The sequence below is a fragment of the Paenibacillus sp. H1-7 genome, from assembly GCF_022354825.1.
Classification (GTDB): Bacteria; Bacillota; Bacilli; order Paenibacillales; family NBRC-103111; genus Paenibacillus_S.
The window spans coordinates 6,675,854-6,694,362 of record NZ_CP031168.1; the positions used below are offsets into that span (position 1 = coordinate 6,675,854).

General features: G+C 53.5%; 20 protein-coding genes. 4 read left to right on the forward strand and 16 right to left on the reverse strand.

Going from position 1 to position 18,509, the window contains the following annotated elements:
- Positions 1–31: 31 nt before the first annotated feature.
- From DVH26_RS29480 to DVH26_RS29490, 3 genes are all read left to right on the forward strand, one after another.
- Positions 32–859, forward strand: a complete 828-nt coding sequence (locus DVH26_RS29480) for an aldo/keto reductase (protein ID WP_239628458.1) — start codon at positions 32–34, stop codon at positions 857–859.
- Between the two features lie 135 nt (positions 860–994).
- Positions 995–1,462: a spore coat protein GerQ gene (gene gerQ, locus DVH26_RS29485; protein WP_345774016.1), complete on the forward strand. Its 468-nt coding sequence runs from the start codon at positions 995–997 to the stop codon at positions 1,460–1,462.
- Between the two features lie 240 nt (positions 1,463–1,702).
- Entirely contained in the window at positions 1,703–1,912 is a 210-nt protein-coding gene (locus tag DVH26_RS29490; protein WP_239628461.1) for a hypothetical protein, read from the forward strand.
- A 199-nt stretch (positions 1,913–2,111) separates the two neighbouring features.
- On the opposite strand, the gene DVH26_RS29495 is transcribed toward DVH26_RS29490, so the two are convergent.
- From DVH26_RS29495 to DVH26_RS29560, 14 genes are all read right to left on the reverse strand, one after another.
- Positions 2,112–2,933 carry an ABC transporter permease gene (locus tag DVH26_RS29495; protein WP_239628463.1) on the reverse strand — a complete coding sequence of 274 codons (822 nt, stop codon included), beginning with the start codon at positions 2,931–2,933 and terminating at the stop codon, positions 2,112–2,114.
- A gap of 4 nt (positions 2,934–2,937) precedes the next feature.
- On the reverse strand, positions 2,938–3,606 hold the full coding sequence (locus DVH26_RS29500) for an ABC transporter permease (protein ID WP_239628465.1): 669 nt from the start codon (positions 3,604–3,606) through the stop codon (positions 2,938–2,940).
- Positions 3,536–4,819 (reverse strand): ABC transporter ATP-binding protein, encoded by a 1,284-nt coding sequence (locus DVH26_RS29505; RefSeq protein WP_239628468.1) that lies wholly within the window; start codon positions 4,817–4,819, stop codon positions 3,536–3,538. Before DVH26_RS29505 ends, DVH26_RS29500 begins: the two co-directional genes overlap by 71 nt.
- A gap of 189 nt (positions 4,820–5,008) precedes the next feature.
- The gene (locus DVH26_RS29510; RefSeq protein ID WP_239628471.1) at positions 5,009–5,725 is read right to left on the reverse strand and encodes a KDGP aldolase; all 717 of its coding nucleotides are present in this window, start codon (positions 5,723–5,725) and stop codon (positions 5,009–5,011) included.
- 66 nt (positions 5,726–5,791) lie between these two features.
- Positions 5,792–6,892: a DgaE family pyridoxal phosphate-dependent ammonia lyase gene (locus tag DVH26_RS29515; protein ID WP_239628473.1), complete on the reverse strand. Its 1,101-nt coding sequence runs from the start codon at positions 6,890–6,892 to the stop codon at positions 5,792–5,794.
- 22 nt (positions 6,893–6,914) lie between these two features.
- Positions 6,915–7,571, reverse strand: a complete 657-nt coding sequence (locus DVH26_RS29520) for a DUF4310 family protein (protein ID WP_239628475.1) — start codon at positions 7,569–7,571, stop codon at positions 6,915–6,917.
- Position 7,572: 1 nt separating this feature from the next.
- A complete protein-coding gene (locus tag DVH26_RS29525) occupies positions 7,573–8,361 on the reverse strand; it encodes a DUF4311 domain-containing protein (protein ID WP_239628478.1) in 789 nt (262 codons plus the stop codon).
- A 254-nt stretch (positions 8,362–8,615) separates the two neighbouring features.
- Entirely contained in the window at positions 8,616–8,954 is a 339-nt protein-coding gene (locus tag DVH26_RS29530) for a DUF4312 family protein (protein ID WP_239628481.1), read from the reverse strand.
- Between the two features lie 5 nt (positions 8,955–8,959).
- Positions 8,960–9,325, reverse strand: a complete 366-nt coding sequence (locus DVH26_RS29535; RefSeq protein ID WP_239628483.1) for a glycine-rich SFCGS family protein — start codon at positions 9,323–9,325, stop codon at positions 8,960–8,962.
- Between the two features lie 6 nt (positions 9,326–9,331).
- Positions 9,332–9,703 carry a PRD domain-containing protein gene (locus DVH26_RS29540; RefSeq protein WP_239628486.1) on the reverse strand — a complete coding sequence of 124 codons (372 nt, stop codon included), beginning with the start codon at positions 9,701–9,703 and terminating at the stop codon, positions 9,332–9,334.
- Positions 9,694–10,827 carry an amidohydrolase/deacetylase family metallohydrolase gene (locus DVH26_RS29545; protein WP_239628488.1) on the reverse strand — a complete coding sequence of 378 codons (1,134 nt, stop codon included), beginning with the start codon at positions 10,825–10,827 and terminating at the stop codon, positions 9,694–9,696. The genes DVH26_RS29540 and DVH26_RS29545 overlap by 10 nt, the downstream gene beginning before the upstream one ends.
- Positions 10,821–12,764: a BglG family transcription antiterminator gene (locus DVH26_RS29550; protein ID WP_239628491.1), complete on the reverse strand. Its 1,944-nt coding sequence runs from the start codon at positions 12,762–12,764 to the stop codon at positions 10,821–10,823. The genes DVH26_RS29545 and DVH26_RS29550 overlap by 7 nt, the downstream gene beginning before the upstream one ends.
- Before the next feature lie 35 nt (positions 12,765–12,799).
- Complete coding sequence (gene ptsP, locus DVH26_RS29555; RefSeq protein ID WP_239628493.1) at positions 12,800–14,539, reverse strand: phosphoenolpyruvate--protein phosphotransferase; 1,740 nt, start codon at positions 14,537–14,539, stop codon at positions 12,800–12,802.
- 36 nt (positions 14,540–14,575) lie between these two features.
- A complete protein-coding gene (locus tag DVH26_RS29560; protein WP_239628495.1) occupies positions 14,576–14,833 on the reverse strand; it encodes an HPr family phosphocarrier protein in 258 nt (85 codons plus the stop codon).
- A 348-nt stretch (positions 14,834–15,181) separates the two neighbouring features.
- Between DVH26_RS29560 and DVH26_RS29565 the strand changes: the two genes are divergently transcribed.
- Positions 15,182–16,495 (forward strand): ABC transporter substrate-binding protein, encoded by a 1,314-nt coding sequence (locus DVH26_RS29565; protein ID WP_239628497.1) that lies wholly within the window; start codon positions 15,182–15,184, stop codon positions 16,493–16,495.
- Positions 16,496–16,605: 110 nt separating this feature from the next.
- Here DVH26_RS29565 and DVH26_RS29570 read toward each other — a convergent pair whose 3' ends face one another.
- Both DVH26_RS29570 and DVH26_RS29575 read right to left on the reverse strand, forming a co-directional pair.
- The gene (locus DVH26_RS29570; RefSeq protein ID WP_239628498.1) at positions 16,606–17,169 is read right to left on the reverse strand and encodes a HupE/UreJ family protein; all 564 of its coding nucleotides are present in this window, start codon (positions 17,167–17,169) and stop codon (positions 16,606–16,608) included.
- A gap of 25 nt (positions 17,170–17,194) precedes the next feature.
- Entirely contained in the window at positions 17,195–18,286 is a 1,092-nt protein-coding gene (locus DVH26_RS29575; RefSeq protein ID WP_239628500.1) for a hypothetical protein, read from the reverse strand.
- Positions 18,287–18,509 lie beyond the last annotated feature (223 nt).

An 18,509-nucleotide genomic window follows, 5' to 3' on the forward strand; every position in this document is an offset into this window, starting at 1 on the left:
TAAGTAAGCAAAAAATGGAGGAGGCGTAACAATGACACAGCATATTTCTAGCCGCACGGCTCTAAGCAATGGCGTCGAGATGCCTTGGCTTGGACTTGGCGTATGGAAAACCAAAGACGGTGAAGAAGTCATCCAGTCCGTAAAAGCCGCTATTCAAGCAGGCTACCGCAGCATCGATACGGCAGCGGCTTACGGCAATGAAGACGGTGTTGGAACAGCCATCAAGGAAAGCGGAGTCCAACGGGACGAGCTGTTCATTACCACCAAGGTGTGGAATGCGGATCAAGGCTACGACTCCACATTGCGAGCGTTCGAGGAAAGCCGCCGCAAGCTTGGTCTGGACGTCATCGACCTGTATCTCGTACACTGGCCGGTCAAAGGCAAATATAAAGACACTTGGCGCGCCCTGGAGAAGCTGTATAAAGACGGCGCTGTCCGCGCCATCGGTGTCAGCAATTTCCAGGTTCATCACCTTGAAGATGTGATGTCGCAAAGCGAGATTACCCCTATGGTGAATCAGGTGGAATTCCACCCTCTCTTGACCCAGGAGAAGCTGCGCAGCTTCTGCCGCGAGCACCGGATCCAGCTGGAGGCATGGAGTCCGTTAATGCAAGGTAACCTGGATATCCCGCTGCTGTCCGAGCTTGGAGCGAAGCACGGCAAATCCCCTGCCCAGATTATTTTGCGATGGGATCTGCAGCATGGCGTCGTCACGATCCCTAAATCGGTCACAGCAAGCCGCATCCAGCAAAACGGCGACATCTTCGACTTCCAGCTGTCTGCCGAGGATATGGCCAAGCTGGACGCATTGAACGAAAACCGCCGTTTCGGCCCCGATCCGGACAACTTTAATTTCTAATAACCAAAGCAAGGCTGCCATTCATTGTTGATGGCAGCTTTTTTTATTGGCCAACTAGTGCTATTTGTCCAAGCCTTCATAATAGGTATTAATGTAGGAGGTTTCATATACTTGTTAAAGGAGGAATTTGTGAGCATGATGAATAATCCTTACAACAATCTGGGGCCGCAGCAGTATCGCGCATATCCCGGAACCGGCTTCCAAGGCGGTGTACCTGGCTACGGTCCTGGTATGACAGGGCAGCCCGGAGGTCAAACGGGAGCTGGCGCATCGTACATACCCGGAGGTCCTGCCGGTGCACCTCCACCAGGTGCTCCCGGAAGCATGCCGATGCTGCCCATCGAGCAGTCTTACGTCGAGAATATTTTAAGGCTGAATCTGGGGAAAATCGGAACGTTCTACATGACTTATGAAAACAACAGCCAATGGAACGCCAAAGTTTTTAAGGGGAGAATCGAGGCTGCAGGACGCGACCATATTATCATCAGCGATCCGAAAACAGGCATGCGCTACCTGCTTCTGATGGTGAACCTCGACTATGTAACCTTTGACGAAGAGCTGAATTACAGTTATCCGTTTGCTCCGACGCCAACGCCTCGCTAAGAGGAGTTTGATGCTCCGAGTAGATTGAAGCCATGCGCAAATGATGCAACAGCTCAAGTTGCGGCAGAACGAGGATGAGGCGTCCAGTAGGTTGAGGTAAGCAAGGATGGGCAGCAACTGCGTAGGTTGATACAAGAGCGCAAGTGCGTTGTTCCTCCACCGTTCCGGCTCACCTTACGAAGACCACTTACGGCTAGCGGAACGAAAAGGTACAGCTTCATCGGACAGGAGATCCGTTATTTGCCAAAAATAACGCAAAAACGCATGGTTATCGGACACAGGATCCGCTATGGGCTGTTTTTCTCACCCAATCTCTCCGGATTGAGCCCTAATAACGGAACAACGGTCCGGAAGCCTTCCGTTTATGACCGCTTTTTCAATAATAACGGAACCATTGTCCGCAGCACCCTCATCTTTCGCGCCGCACAACGTCACTACATCTTGATGTAGTGGCGTTTTTTTCATACCGGAAAGGTGGTATCTTCATTCGATACACTAAAATGACAAGCATTTCTTCTTTCCTTCGACTACAGCGCGCTGAAGCGCTATTCGTTTTCGGCCAGCCCAGAGCAACCCGTACCACAAAAGAAAACCCCCAATCTCGCCATAATAGCGACATTGGAGGTTCGTAAACAAACTGCTTCAAGCATTACCCTGCAGCGCTCGAATAGCGTCTTAGACCGAACGACCAGACGCAATAGGTCAATGACATAACGACAACGGCCGCCGCCGGTACGCCCCAAACCGCCCATGGGTATTGCTCCGGACGAAGCAGGAATGCCGCTGGGAAGAAGCTTCCGACAGCATACGGAATCACGTAGGTCAACAATCCGCGTAGGAGCGGATGAAATATTTCCAGCGGATACCGGGTGAAATCGTACAGCCAGGTGATCGGATAGATGAGCGACCTCACCTCCTGCACCCAGAACGTCAGAACGCTGATCGTCAGCAGGATGGCGAACTGAATGATCGCGCTGCTGAACAAAGCGATGATGACATACGCCACCGTTCCTACCGTCCACTGCATCTCCAGATGTCCGGCTGCATATCCCATGACGATGACACCGGTCACGAGCTGCCCTACTCCGTTCAATTCTTGTGAGTTTCCAGTTGCTTGGAACAACACGCCTACCGGACGAATCATCATAATATCCAGCTGTCCCCGGCGAATGTACCCCGTTAACGAGAAAGGCGCATTAAGCAGCGTTTGATTCAATGCCTTCCCTGTCGCAGCCAAACCGAAGATAAAGACAAGCTCGTAAAAGCTCCAATCGGCCAAAGAAGGAATCCGCTGAAAAATAACCGTCAGAAAAACAAGCGTGCTGCCTTGAGCTACAATCCCGGCGATCACGGCGATAATCGTATCCGCCCGGTATTCCAGAAGCGTTTTTCCGTACACTTTCAAATATTGACCGTACAAACCGATTAAGTACAGCAGCTGTTGAGCCATATTTCGTTTCGGTACCTGCATGCCCTCACCCTCCGTTGATCGACAGCCGCTTGGCTGCTTTCATCCACAGCAATCGGCTAATAATAATCATGACCGCAGCCCAGCCGAGCTGCTCCAGCAGAGCGGTCAGCATATGTATCCCGGACAGCCGCCCCGTATAAATGGAGAGCGGAATATACGCCATCGACTGGAACGGCAACAATTCCAGCACCCGGCGCAGCGCCTCCGGAAAAAACTCGAACGGGATCAGCGTTCCCGCGAAGATGTCTACGATCGCTCGTTTGGCCAATTGAACCCCAAACGTATTCGTCGTCATGAAGGAAATCATCATGATGATCGAATTGATGCTGAAGGCGACCAGAAAGCCGATGCACAGGCTGACGGCGAAGCCTATTACGGCAGCCGCATCCGGCGGCGGGGAAATGCCCAGAATGAAAATGAGCAGAAGCATCGCAGGAATGTTCACCCAGAGCATTTCCACAATGAAGAACCCGGCGGCCTCCAGGAAGCGCTGAACTTGAAAATCGACCGGACGGATCAGATCAAGCGCAATATCCCCCGTCCTTACCCTCTGAGCCATAGCGTAAGTAGGCGCCCGCTCTGCCGGCGACCAGCGCGCAAAGTTAATGGCTTGCCCGACCATGACATATGTAATCAGCTGTTCCCAAGGGAGCGCCGTATCGGTCGAGTACATATAAATGGCTTTCCACAGCATGTAGTACATGACGCTGAACATGAGCGTGGAAATCAATGTCATAATAAAATCGAACCGGAACTGCATCCGCTGCCGGACGGCGATCCGCGACATTCCGACCATTCGCTGCACGGCGTGGATCATCGTACCGCTCCTCCTGACGCGGCAACCGCCGCTTCTTTCCTCGCATATGTATACGTATCCCTATCCGTATCGTCGATGCCTTCCGGTAAATACGGCTGATCAGCGCGTCGATGCTCTCATCCTGCATAGACAGGTCGCGCGGGTTCGCCCGCTGCAGAAGCAGCCGCAGCAGCTCCGACGTATCGGTCAAATGCTGGTCGTAGGTGACGCGCAGCACCTGCTCCTCCGTATGAACGGCGATCTCCTTAATCCCGTCCAATACGGCAGCCGCCGCCAACGCAGCATCCGAATCGGAGAATACGGCGCGGATCTGCCGCTCCGTTGCGAAACGATCGCGTATGTATTGAAGGTTGCCGTCGTAGATCAGGCGGCCTTTGTCAATAATCATCGTCCGATGGCACAGTCTCTCAATGTCATGCATATCGTGGGTTGTCAGCAGCAGCGTAACGCCCTTCTCGCGGTTAATGCTTTCGATAAAGGCACGGATGCGTTCCTTGGCTACCACATCGAGTCCTATCGTAGGCTCGTCTAGGAACAAAATATCCGGCTCGTGCAGCAGCGCAGCCAATATTTCGCAGCGCATTCGCTGCCCGAGGGACAGCGTTCTTACCGGACGCTCCAGGAGATGCCCGACTTCGAGAATGTCGGAATACTCCTTCAGGTTGCGATGGTAGCGCTCCCAAGAAATGCTGTACATATACCGCAGCAAATCGAAGGAGTCTTTGACCGGCAAATCGAACAGAAGCTGGCTGCGCTGTCCGAAGACGACTCCGATCTGGTAGCTGTTCAGCTTGCGGTTTTTGCTCGGAACGACCCCCGCCACCTTAATTTCTCCGCTGCTAGGCTCCAGTACACCGGTCAGCATCTTGATGGTGGTCGACTTGCCCGCGCCGTTAGGACCCAAATAAGCGACGCTTTCCCCTTTCTCAATGGTAAAGCTGATATCGTCCACTCCGACGACCTCCCGCTTCTCCGGCCGTACCAGGCTGGTAAGCGCGCCGAGCTTCCCTTTGCGCCGAACGTTCATTTCAAACACTTTTCGGATATGATTCACTTCAATAAGCGACAAATCGTTTCTCCCCCTAAATGTTTTAAAACGTATTATAGCAAAATATACCAATTTGTGGTATAAAAAATTCTCGTTTCTCCAAAATTCAACAACTTGCTCCGTTGATAATCGTCTAAAGGTAATTCGTACAATGCAAAAAAGCAGGAGCAACGGCCTCAACCGTCATTCCTGCTTCTTCATTAAATTTGCTTACTTGCAAAAGCGCGCCAGCTCGCGCACATCCTCAATACGCGTCAAGCCGGTTGCTTTGTCGATGATCGAGGTATAAATGTGCGGAATGATATAATCCGCTCCATTGTCAACGCACACTTCAATGACTTTACCGATCGTATGGATATCGATGCCGCCCGTAGGCTCGAAAATTTTGATCTTATGCTTCACGGCCGCTTTGACCATAGCCGCTACTTCGTCCAAATGATCCGTGCCGCCGATAGGATAAAACTTGACGGAATGGACTCCGATTTCCGCCAGCATGGCAGCGGCTGCGTCGCAGGATACCGTTTCCTTCAACGGCTCGCTCGTCGGTCCGGTTGTAATGATAACCTGGCCCGGCGTCCCGCTCGGCGTAATCAGCGCATTCACGATGGAATGCTCGCTGCCCACATGCTGAAGCGCGCCGAGCGTATAGCCCGCAGCCGGGAATACTTGGTTCACGTGAGCCGGCTTGGTTTGCACGGCAACGTCAACGACCTTTTTCCACATGGCAGGGTCACCCGCTCCCAAACCGACGGATACCGGCACATCCGCTTGCTGGAATTCCCGAACGGCTTCTACGGCAGCCTCCACCGTAGGGAAATTTTTCACCAGAAGTCCAACGTAGACGTTCCCTTCGGCAGCGTCGACGATTTGCTTCGCGTTGTCCGCATTTTTAGCCAAAACGTTCAATTTAATAATAGGATTACTCACCGTATGTCCTCTCCTTTACCTTCCCTGATGTCTATAGCACGTTAAACCGTAACGATCTCTTATCTCTTACTTGGCCAATATTTCCTTGACCCGAGCGACGATAATCTCTTCCTGACCTTCCAACAATGGTCTTGGATCGATGTTGATCAGGCCCAGATTGGCATAATGATTGCGTGTGTAAATCGCCGGGTTCCCCGACTCCAGCTCGCGGATCACATCGTAGGCCGTCTTGCCCGCAGCTTTGGCGTCGATAGCGAGCTGTGCCCGGTAAATCGCGCGGCCCGCCTCATCCTGCAATATCGTTCCGGTCACGCCCGGCGTACCTTTGAGCTGCTCGATGAGCCATTTCATCCGCTCCAGCTGCTGCTGGGATTCGTCTGGCCTATCATCGTAGCGCTGCAAAGCCGTCAGGAAGCCGATGATGCCTTCCTTGCCGATTTTCATCGGCCGGCCGACGCCTTTATACTGCGCCCGGCACGCCTCAATCAACGACGCCCGTCCGCAGATCATACCGGATGTCGGACCTTCAATCGCTTTGCCGCCGCTGTAAATTACGAGATCGGCTCCCATGGCGATATACTTGCGCAAATCTTCCTCGGCCGCCGCATCAATGATCAGCGGAATACCCTTCTCCTTGGCGATGGCGAGCATCGTCTCGATCGACTGCATACCTTTTTGCACGGCATGGTGCGATTTCACGTAAAAGAGCGCTGCGGTCCGGTCTGTCACCGCGTCGGCGATATGCTCTTTCTCCACGTGATTCGCCTGGCCGACTTCAACAACCTTCGCTCCGCCGATTGAAAGCATCTGGATGATCGGAGCCCCGAAATGAACGGAATGGCCCTTCTGAATAATGATTTCGTTCGGCACTCCATTCGTATTCGGAATGCTCTCGATTAACGACAAATTCGTTCCGGCGATAACGGCCGCCGCCGCGATAGCGGTTCCCGCCGCCGCGCCGGTCGTAGGACATCCGTCCTCGGCGCCTGTCACCGACGCGATTACTTTGCCTGCGGCGACCAACAATTCGGAAACGTCCACATAGTCCATTGCAGCAGTACGCAGTGCATCGGCAACAACGGGAGCGACGGCGCTTGCTCCGAGAGCGGTCATTTTGCCGCTCGCGTTGATGACTTTTTTGCAGCCGTATTGTTCGAATATACTCATGGCTTTCTCCTTGTAGTTCCTTTTATTTTGTAATAATCGGGAAAAATGCCCCCAAAATCATCGCACCGATAATAGCTCCGCCTGCGATCGGCTTTTTGTAATAGTAGAACACCGCCGCACCTATGGTCGCTCCGATGCCTACAGGAATGGACGCCATTACTGCGGAGATGACGATGAGCGGACCCAGGTACCGTCCGGCCGCATTGCCCGCGCCCATCATGACGTCGGCGCCGAAGGTCGAATTGGAAGCGTTGATCGTATATTTGCGGATCATAATGATAACGAAGCCGACCAGGAAGCCGAGCACCGCTCCTGTCAGCAAAGCCAACGGGAACGACGTAAGCGGAGCGGTAATTCCCGCACCCAGCATCAAGGCCGGAACTCCGATGCCAAGGCCGGTTTGCAGCGAGCCGCCGATATCGAGGATACCGACCAGCGGCCCTTCCAAAATACGGGCGAACAGGAAGCTCGCTCCGAACGCCGCGGCAGCTCCGAAGCTTCCGCCTTTAATGCCCGCTTCGAGCAGCGCCACGATAGCAATATCGTTAAAAGCCCCGACATGGTACACGTAGTACAAATGCGTTCCCGCAAAAATCCCTGAAGACAGACAAGCTACGAACAGCGTAAACGCCCATTCGGAATACCAAAAGCCTTTTTTCAATTGTTCCGTGTTTTCCATCTTACTTCACCACCGATCCGAAAAATGCGTGAAGATCAATAAGCCATTGAGGAATGACCTGTACATTCAAGCTGTGCAGCAAAGCAACGTCAAAGCCGCGGAAGAAGCCGCTGAAAATGTATAAGAGTACAACGGCTACAACAAGAGTTTTCGTAATCCGGTTCCAGCCGCTGTCATCAACACCTTTGCCGATAAGAATACCGAGCACGAGACCCGGAACGGCATTGCCCATAACGAGGTGGGCAAGTCCCCCCAAAGCCGTAGCCCATACGCCCGTTCTTTTGCCCGCATCCATCGCCGCCGTCCAGAAAACGATCGGCATGATCGGATTGATCAGCCAGTTGGCCGCGGGAACAAGCACCTTCGTAGCGATCGCCTGCAAGGACGCCGGAATCGCTGCGGCGGTGGAGTTCAGCACGGCTACGACGATAGCACCGATCAGCGCGCCGGCGATCGCCATCTTTTTCGGGTCGTGCAGCGTCTCCTCGACGTTTTTGTTCTTACTCATCAAAGCTGCCGCCGCCCAATGCGGGATAATCCGGTGGTCGACGTCCTGAGTCAAGCCGCCGGCCCCTACGACCGATGCCCATGCATTGAACAAGAAGCCGAGACCGAATGAAAAATGCGCTACCGGGTCGCCTTCGCAGGCATTCAGCTCTCCGAACGTCCGGAAAGCCCCCATTCCCTGAACGCTGGGCGCGTGGAACATCCGCGCCGCACCCGCTCCTACGCCAAAACCAACCAGGATGCCAATGATGATGGATTCGAATACAATCGTAAGTGTATTCATATGGTACCTCCCTACTAGATTCCTTGTTATAAGGTTTAAAAAGTCGTCTTTTGATCACGAAGCAGGTCGGGAGGCTCAATCGACATCGAATCTTGCGTTCACCTTCGAAGGAGTAACGCTTACGGTGCTAGCTTTCCTCCAGAAAAGCTCTCAGGTGCTCATGTAGGTTTCGCCTACACTCCGCTCCTCCTTCTTCAGGTTCTCGCAACCTTCTCGGTGCTGAAAAACCAACTTTTTAAACAAACTATTTCCGCTTAACGCATCTTCAAGACGCGCTGCAAAGGAGGCAGCTGCTCGGATTTTTGCTCGAACGGGACCTCGGAGAGGATCACCGCACGGATTTTGACATCCACCCGTATCGTAATGTCGTAACGGGTTCTCGTCCGCGGGAACAATAGCCCGAGAAACCGTTCCCTGTAGGTCGACTCCGTGGCGGACAGCACCTCGACATTTTGTGGCTCGATTTGCAGCAAAATATCCGGTATTTCCTTCGCGATGTTCTTCTTCATTTGCGTCAGCGCTTGCTGAAAGGCCATGGCCTTCGTCTCTGCCGAACCGCTTACGACAATCGAACGTTCCGTTACTTGAAACATTGGCGTCACCCCTGATTTTTTTTGATGTACGCTTCCGTCAGCTTTCTTCCCAATTCTTCGATATCCATAAAGCCGAAGCCGATCACCTTTTTACCTTCACGGATGGCGGTGACTCCCGCATCCACCGAACGAAGCCCGAACTCCATCGGATACTTATACTTCGTATTGGCCGTTACCGCTCCCGCGCCTCCGCTGCCGCAGAACGAGATGCCGAAGTCCGCGTTTTCCTTGTTCATGACATCGCCGACCTTCATGTCCGCGCCTACGCCCGGAATGACGATAGCGATACCGCCAGCGGCCTCAACGCCTTTCGCAACATTTTGCCCTTTGCCCAAACGATCGCCGATAACAACTTTTACTTTATTTTCCATATTGAATTACTCCTCTTCGTTAAATTTGGCTGCTTCAAAATGTACCGTCAAATAAAAAATTTCCGCCGCATCGAGCTTGCGCTCAGCTCCTGCTTCATAGCTGCTAAGCACCCGCTTGCTTAATTCGACCAGCTCCGGGGTGACTTCTTCAAACATGCTTTCCTCCAGCTCCGGCAAATATTCGTTGTTGCGGACTCGGCGCATATAAGCCAGCAGATGGATGCCGATAATGAGAAGCTTATCGTGAGTCAAGGTCAATCCCGCTTCTTCCGCGCTTGCTTTCGTGAAGGTCAGCAGCGGGCGCAGCTGCTCCAGCTCGGCTGTCGTTACCGTTGTTTTGTCAGGAATTTCATTCAGTATCGTTTCAATTATTTGCATGTGTAGATCTCTCCGGATTTCATGGTGTATTGCGCTTGAATCAGCTTGTCGAACGTAAGGCGGGCATTCTCCGAATCCACCAGCTCTACGTTCTGCTCTGCGATCTTAAGAATCGTGATGTCGGCGACGGTTCCTTCCTTCAATGTTCCGAGCTCGTCAGACCTGCGCAGAATGCGTGCCGGCGCGAGAGTAGTCCACTCGACGATTTGCTCTATCGAATACCCTAGCGCCAAAAACTTCGTCATCGTCGTGGTCAGGCTGTACACCGGCCCCCTCAGCAGGTTTTCCAAATACAAATCCGTGCTGATTGAATAAGGCGTTATCCTTAATTCGCGTGCCTTCTTCATCGTATCGAAGCTGAAGCTGGAGCTGCCGTGCCCTACGTCGAACCGGACGCCGCGAGCCAGCGCCTTGCGCGCCTGCGGGATTAGCTGCCCGTCCTCGCCTATCATGCCGCCGCGTTTGCCGTGAAACGCATGGGTGACGACATCGCCGTCGTCCAGCAAATCGAGCACCTCGCCCAGGCTCGGCGGCGCATTGCCGATATGAACCATGACAGGGAGACCGGCCCGCCGAGCGACGGATTTGGCTACAGCCAGTGGATAAATGCCGTTGTCCTTGACGACCGAGCCGCTCATCCGCGCCTTGATTCCTACGATCAGCTCCGGGTAGCGCTCGATACAGGCCAACGTTCGATCCGCCACGAGGTTATCCGTATTCGCGAGCTCCGATCTGCCTTCTACGAGGCCGGGACCCGCAATGTTCAACCATGCAAGCACTTGCGTCGCATTGGTTTTCACACTGTTCTCCACGAAGGCGTCGAAATTGCGCTCTCCCGCACTTCCTGCATCGACTACGGTCGTGACTCCCTGATCTATGCCGACACTATCGGGACGCACTCCCATCTCCGGCACCGCTTCGAATATATGAGCGTGAATATCGATCAGCCCCGGAGTGACCAGACAGCCTTCTGCATCCAGCATCCGGCGGGCTTCACCGGTGAACGTACCCGGCTCGAACATCCCTACGATACGATCTCCGGCTATGGCTACATCACGCTTGCCTGACGTGCAGGTCGAAGGATCGATGACCGTACCGTTCTCAATCAATACATCTATCAGCATGTTTCCACTCCCCTATCTGCAGGCTCGAAGTATCTGAGGATCGCATGAATCTCACCCTCTGTAGCGCTTACATTTTTACTTTTCAGCACTTGCTCCAGCTCCTCCTTCAAGGCTAATGCCGACCCTTCCAATGCAGGCGTTTCTCCATACTGCTTATAGGCCTTGTTAAAATGGAGGCGATTGACCATAAACAGCAGGTGCAGCATCAGGCCTTCCGCCCGTTCCTCCGACAAATACGGTTTGAATCGGGTAACGATGTCCCTGCTCAGCTCGAAGCCGGTGTAAATAATGTCTTGAACCATGCTTTCCAGCTGCCCGGTATCCGGAGAGAGCATTCCTGAACGGCCTATGTCTGCACGTTCTCTTGACGCGGAGCGTACCTTCTTGCCGGCTAACTCATTCAGCTGTATCTGGATAGCCTGAAAATCGTGCTTGCCCGGGATCGGGCTTACAACGACCACCGGCACATCGGCTTTAACAGGCAAAATGCTGACGACAAGATCCACTTGGATGTTGTCCAGCACCTTTTCCACGTCCATAACCGAGCAGGAGGCTACGAACTGAATATGCTTAATTTCATTTTCAATGATCGTCATTAGCAGCTTCGATGTGCCTCGACCCGTACCGCAAACGATCAGCGCCTTCCACTTATACTGATCAGCCCTGCGTTCGTAGGCGGTTTGAAAGTGAAGCACGATAAAAGCGATATCCGGGTCTGTCAAATGAACGCCTTGGCGGCCTAATACATCGCTGCATGCAGCCTTTACATAATCGAACATAGTCCGGTAGGAGTGGACAATTTCTTTCAGCAGCGGGTTCGGCTCCGCCACGCCGATACTGTATTTCATTAATTTGTCCGACATGTGGGCAAGAAGATTGTTGAACAGCTCCGGATCCTTCTGAAACGGAAACTGCATTTGCCGAGCCACATGCTCGATCAGCTCCTGCGTAACCGTATAGACGTCAGGCATGCCCTCCCCGTTCGTCTCCTGCTCGTTCGGGAACGGCGAAGCCATTCCTATCGCCTGCAGACTGATGAACCAGATGTCGTCGTCAGAGAGCCGCCATTCCTCCCGCTCCGACAGATCGATCAAGACCTTGCGGAACAAATGGTACATGTTCAAGCTGTTCTCGGAAAAAAACTCCCTGGATTCGGCGAAGTCCTCTGCATGTCCCCCGGGCTGACGGTGTCTCTGGATCACGATGCACAGCCGGACAAAGACGCCGATAATGACCCGGTCGGACAGCAGAACTCCGACATCCTTATCGATGTCTCTTACGATTCGGGATAACGCGCCGAACAGCGAATCCAGGTCCTTGACCGGACCCAGCAGCCGCTCCAGCACCTTGCTGAAATGCAGGGCCGGCTTTTGCCGCTGCACGACGCCTTGGACGATTTGCAGCATATCGTTGCCGTCCAGCATGTCATGTATGACATTCTCAAGCACCGAGCGGCGCTGCTTTTCCGTGCCGACGATGCGGATGCCGAACCGGCTGCGCTCCAGGCGGAGCTGCCAGTCGGCGAAGAACGCCTCGGCCAGCGCCAAATCCGAGAGGATCGTATTCCGGCTCACATCGTTCTTCTTTCCCCATTCGCCGATCGTTATATGAGAATCGCTAAGCAGCAAATCGAGCACCATGCGGCGGACTCGCTCCTGCTGATTGGCCCAGTTGTGATTGCCGGAGTCCTCCACCTGCTCCAGAAGCGACTTTCGCTCCGCTTCGTCGCATTCGATCCATATCCCCTTGCTCGGATTGGAACGCATGAAGACATTCTGCTCCTGCAGCCAAACGCGAATCGTCTCCAGATCATATTTGATCGTTCTCTCGCTTACATCGAATTGGTGCGCCAGCTCCTTGACTCTATGCGGCATCCGGGAGAGCAGCATTTTCTTAAGCAGCATGCGTGAACGTGTTGAGAGTGCTATCGGAATCACCTCGTTTGCCTGCGATTCGATTGTGATTGTGCTGTCTAAGCCCGCAAATCGGCAATAGCCTTCACTTGCTCTTCGACATAGCTTTTGATGTCTTCCGCCGAGGCCAGCTGAAGCACGTGCTCCGCCAGCTGCTCCATGTCGGCGCGATTCAGCTTATGAAGCAGCGCGCGTGCCGGAAGCACCGAGCTTGCGCTCATGCTGAACTCGTCGAGCCCCATGCCGAGCAATATCGGCACGGCCGTCAGGTTGCCGGCCATTTCCCCGCACATGCCGACCCACTTGCCTTCGCGGTGTGCAGCTTGAATGACCTGATAAATCAAGCGCAGCACGGCAGGCTGGAACGGTTCGGCCAAATAGGACAACCGTTCGTTCATCCGGTCCGCCGCCATCACATACTGCACCAGGTCGTTGGTCCCGATGCTGAAGAAGTCGACTTCCTTCGCCAGCTGATCGGCAATGAGGGCCGCTCCGGGAACCTCGATCATGATGCCGACTTCCATCTCCCGGTTGTACGGAATGCCTTCCCGGTCGAGCTCGGCCTTGACCTCCGCCAGCAGCCCGTTCGCTTGGCGCAGCTCGTTAAGCGTGGCAATCATCGGATACATGAGCTTAATATTGCCAAAGGCGCTTGCTTTTACTATGGCGCGAAGCTGCGTCTTGAACAGCTCCGTTTCCTCCAGGCAAAGCCGGATCGCACGGACGCCGAGGAACGGATTCGCTTCCTTCGGCAGCTCCAAATAAGGAAGCTCCTTGTCGCCGCCGACATCGAGAGTCCTGATGACGACAGGCTGATCTTTGCCGAATACTTCGGCCACCACTTTGTACGACTGGAACTGTTCTTCCTCCGACGGAAAGCTGTTTCTTCCCATGTACAGAAACTCCGTCCGGTACAAGCCGACTCCCTCGGCGCCTAGCTCTTTGGCTGAGTGGGCATCCTTCGGATTGCCGATATTGGCGACTAGCTCCACCGAATGCCCGTCGGCCGTGACCGTCGGCTGATTCATGTAGCGCATCAGCGCAGCACGGCGGCTTTCGAACTTCGCCTGCTTCGCTTTGTATTCTTCGATGACGGACGGCTCGGGATTCACATAGACGATTCCTTGTGCCCCGTCTAAAATAATGTAATCGCCCGCTTGGACTTGAGTCATCGCGCCGCCCATCCCGACTACGGCAGGTATCCCCATCGATCGGGCCATGATCGCCGAGTGGGACGTCTTGCCTCCGATGGCCGTAACGAAGCCCGCCGTCTTGCTGCGGTCGAGCTGTGCGGTATCGGAAGGCGTCAAATCATGGGCGAACAGCACGACCGGCTCCGAAATCGCGGATAACGGATCGCCGTCTTCGCCTCTCAGCAGCCGCATGACACGATTCGTCACATCGCGGATATCCGCCGCCCGCTCGCGCAAATGCTCGTCCTCCATGCTCTCGAATATCGAGATGATCATTTGTGAAGCCGCTTCCAGCGCCGCTTCCGCATTGATACGCTCGGATAGAACGGATTGTACGGCTGCGCCCGTAAATTCCTCGTCCTCAAGCAGCAAAATTTGCGATTCGAAAATTTTGGCCTGCTCTTCCCCTACATTGTTCCGCGTCTGAACGATGAGCGCTTCCAGCTGACGGATGGCGAGCTGAACATGCTCTTGAAGCCGAGATGCTTCAGCTTGCACTCGATCCTCGGCAACATTATATTTTTCAACCGTCCCGGAACGTTCCTGAAGCATAAACGCCGGCCCCATCGCAAATCCGGATGCAGCAGCAATCCCTTGTAACCGCATGGCGCCAACCACCTCCTCTATCCCGTCTTTCGACATCTATTCCAGAACCGATTCGAGCATCGCTCCGAGCTCATCCAGTGCTTCCTGCTCCCGCTCGCCCTTCGTCTCCACCGTTACTTTATCTCCACAGCGCATCTCGAGCGCCAATACGCCTACGATGCTTTTGGCGTTAACCCGTTTATCGTTTTTGATAATGCTTATTTCACATGGAAACGACTTGGCTTTCTTCATGACGTCTCCGGCCGGTCGGGAATGGATTCCTAACGGATTCGCAATCGTAAATTCCTTCTGCATGTTCTGCCTCCGAATATAGAAATCTGTTAAGTACAACCTGGATCATTCAACACATTAACAATAACTTAACAAGCTGACCCTGCAAAGATTCAACATCTTGCACTATGGTATGGGGCACATATTGGACATCCGCCTACCCATAAAATCACCTTGTATCATTCCATTTCTTAGGGCAAAGTATCCGTCTTCCATAAGCCCATGTTAATTAAATACAAAAAAAGGTTAACTTTAACCATCTTAATTGCAGGAAAAACCAACTAAAATAAGAGTTACTGAAAACGCTAACAAAAAAGAGGGTCACTCAGAAAAAGAGAGAACCGTACCTGAATGAAAAGGAGTCTAACGAGAATGAAAAAACAATGGAGTGCATCATTATTAACCTTGACGCTGGTAGCCGGAATTGGTGCCGGCTGTGGCAAGGAAGAGGCGGCGCCGCCTCCGGAAGGCAAGCCCCAAGCTCAAAGCAAAATCGGCACCAATCCGATTACTCTGAGCGTATTTACCGAAGTGCCGATGCTGGCGGAGGACTTTGACAATTTGATCGCCAAACCGGTAAAGGCCAAGTATCCGAATGTTACCTTGGAGCGAAGCGAGAAAGCCAAAGGCAACGAAATCACCGACCGGATTGCCGCCGGAGCGATCCCCGATATTTTGCTGACCGGCTTTTACTATATCCCTAACTTGACGGATGTAGGCATTCCTCTGGAGATCGACGACCGGATCAAACAAAACGGAGTCGATTTATCCAAATTTGAACCGGTGGCGCTGGATGCCCTCAAAGGGTTTCGCGACGGCAAGCTCGTAGCGCTGCCTTTTTACATGGGAACGACAGCCTTGTTCTATAACAAGGATATTTTCGACCGTTTCGGCGTGCCTTATCCCAAAGACGGCATGACCTGGACGGAGATCGTCGAGCTGGCCCGCAAAGTAACGCGCAACGACGGCGGCGTGACTTATCAGGGCTTGAACCCGGGAAGCTGGGATACGCTGGGAAGCCAGCTGTCACTGCCGAAGATCGATCCGAAGACGAACAAGGCTCTGGTCAACAGCGAGGGCTACGGCAAGGTGCTGCAGCTTCTGAAGGATATTAACTCGATACCGGATATCGGCAAGCTGAAAGGGATGGACGGATTTACGAAGGACCAGACGCTGGCGATGTATTCCTTCTGGTGGACCGATACGGTCTCCAAGCTGGAGGAGGCGCACAAAGCGGGGACGCCGCTGAATTGGGATCTTGTAACCACTCCGTCTTTCCCGGATAAGCCGGGCGTTGGAGCCAAAGTCGATGCGCACATTCTTATGGTCTCGTCCCAAAGCCAGCACAAGGACGAAGCGTTCGAAATCATTCAATATTTGACCACATCCCGTGATGTGCAAGTAGAAGTAGCCAAGACCGGAAGAATCCCGGTTCAGACGGATAAGGAAATCCGGAAGCATCTCGGCGAAAACTACCAAAGCTTGAAAAACAAAAACATCGATGCGATTTTCAAAAATAAAATGGCTCCGCTGCCGCCATTCCATGTTCTTGACAGCAGCGCCGTAGGCAAGCCGATGGGCGACGCGGTCACAGCCGTAACACAGAACAGCGTGGATATTAACACGGCATTACGCACGGCGGAAGAAGCCGTCAACAAAAATATCGAGCAGCAATTGAAGAAGTAACGCTCAAGCAAGGAAAGGAAAGCAGTGAAAAAAGCCTTCAACGTCGATGACGCTGGAGGCTTTTTTGTCGTATTCTAATTAGGTGTTGTTCCTTTTCAAGGTGATCCGCGCTACACGCCGCCCCATATTCGCTCCACGACCCAATACAAGCCGATAACCAATATGCACGCGGACGTGGCGCGGAAAAACCACGTGTACACCCCTGTTTGCTTGCGCAAACGGGACAGTATAGGCAGCAGAACCGCAACGATTCCCAGCTGGCCTAGCTCAATACCGACATTGAAGGATACAAGCGAGGTGACCAAATAGCCGGTATGAAAGCCGATTTCGCTGATCGAGCTCGCGAAACCCAGCCCGTGGATCAAGCCGAACAGAAACGTCAGCACCCAGCGCCAGCGGAACGACCGGACGAAGAAATTTTCGACCGCAACATAGCAAATCGTCAAAGCAATTCCTGCTTCTATCCATTTCGGATAGACCGGGATCAGGCCCAATGCCGCAAGGCATAAGGTGATGCTGTGAGCGATGGTGAAGGCGGTAACGATTTTTAAAATGACGGCGAACCGTTCGGAGACGATGATCAGCGCCAATAGAAACAACAAATGATCATATCCGGTCAAAATATGCTCCAGCCCCAGGTTAATATACATGAAAATCACGGTCATCATATCCATGCGGATCTATTTCCCCATTCTCGTATCAAATTTGAAGCCATGCCGATACGCATGCAAGGACAAAAAGCGGCTTGCGAAGCAGACCGATTCGCCTGCTCCAATGTCCTGCTTCCTGCAACGGGACGAGCTGCTTCACCACATGAAGCACATACATCATGGCGAGCCAGGCCGCCAGTCCACCCGCCGTGTACAGCACCAGGGAGACCAGCTTGAACTGGCTGCCGAGCTGCAGCGAGCCGATCATCGGCGCGGATGCGATGCCCCACGCCAATCCGATCAGGCCGGCGGCCAGCTTCGTCTTGGCCCTCCAGCGAGTCAGTACGATGCACAATACGACAAGGCCCGGCGCTATGAGCCCGCAGAGGCTCATCCATAGCGAGCCCATGCCGGAGGACAGCTTGTCCATCCCGACAAGCCCGATCAGGCAGTACAGCGAGGCTTGCGCCACGGAAGCCGACCCTTCTTTGAACGTTCCTGCCGCAAGCGAGAGCGAGAGCAGAGCGAACCAGCTGAACAGGCTTCGCACCGTATGCTGCGCCCCCACCGCCATATACGCTCCGAGCAGCGAGGCTGTGAACGGTTGACCGCCGTCCGGCATGTATCGGATCGCGCCGGTGCCTTTCTCCGCCACCCAATGCCCAATGAGCTGGCGATCTCCCTGGAACAACTGAATATAGTTTTGGTGACCCGAATCTATGTCGTCGAATATCAATTTATACAAAATCGTCAGGCTCCCTATCGGCATGGAGGAGCTATACTTCAGCTCCGCCCTTACGACAGTGTCCTCCGTTTGCTTTTGAATCGCCGTCCCCAGGCTGACCAGCTCCGCATCCATGGCGATTTCGTTGTTGAACAGCTCCAGATGCTTGTACAAATACGCTTCGATAGCAGCCTTGTTCATCTTCAGCTCCTCATCGCTTATCAGCTCATTCCCGTCCGTATCGTACTGCAGCAAGATGGGAAAAGGCAGGAGCAGCTCGTACTCGACCGAATGGTCCTGCTCCTGAATCGTCACATAGGAGTACCCGTTATTATAGTTATGCGCTTGTGCGGCAGCGGCCGGAAAGCAAAGAGCCATAAGGCAGATGAGGCAGCGGAAGATAAAATGGCGGGTCATGGATGAGCAAGACTTCCTTTCTTTGTGCCTAAGAACAGCTGAGTTTGGAACAGATGAATTTGGAACGGCTGAGTTTGGAACTGCTTAGCTTGGAGCTGCCAACAAAAAGCGGCGTGTTACCCTGGCTGCTAAAGCCCTGGATAAACGCCGCTATCGCTTGCGGGAATGCCGATACGCTTCGGCCTGTACAGTCCATGCTGCACTCCCGCGGTTAAGAGCTTAT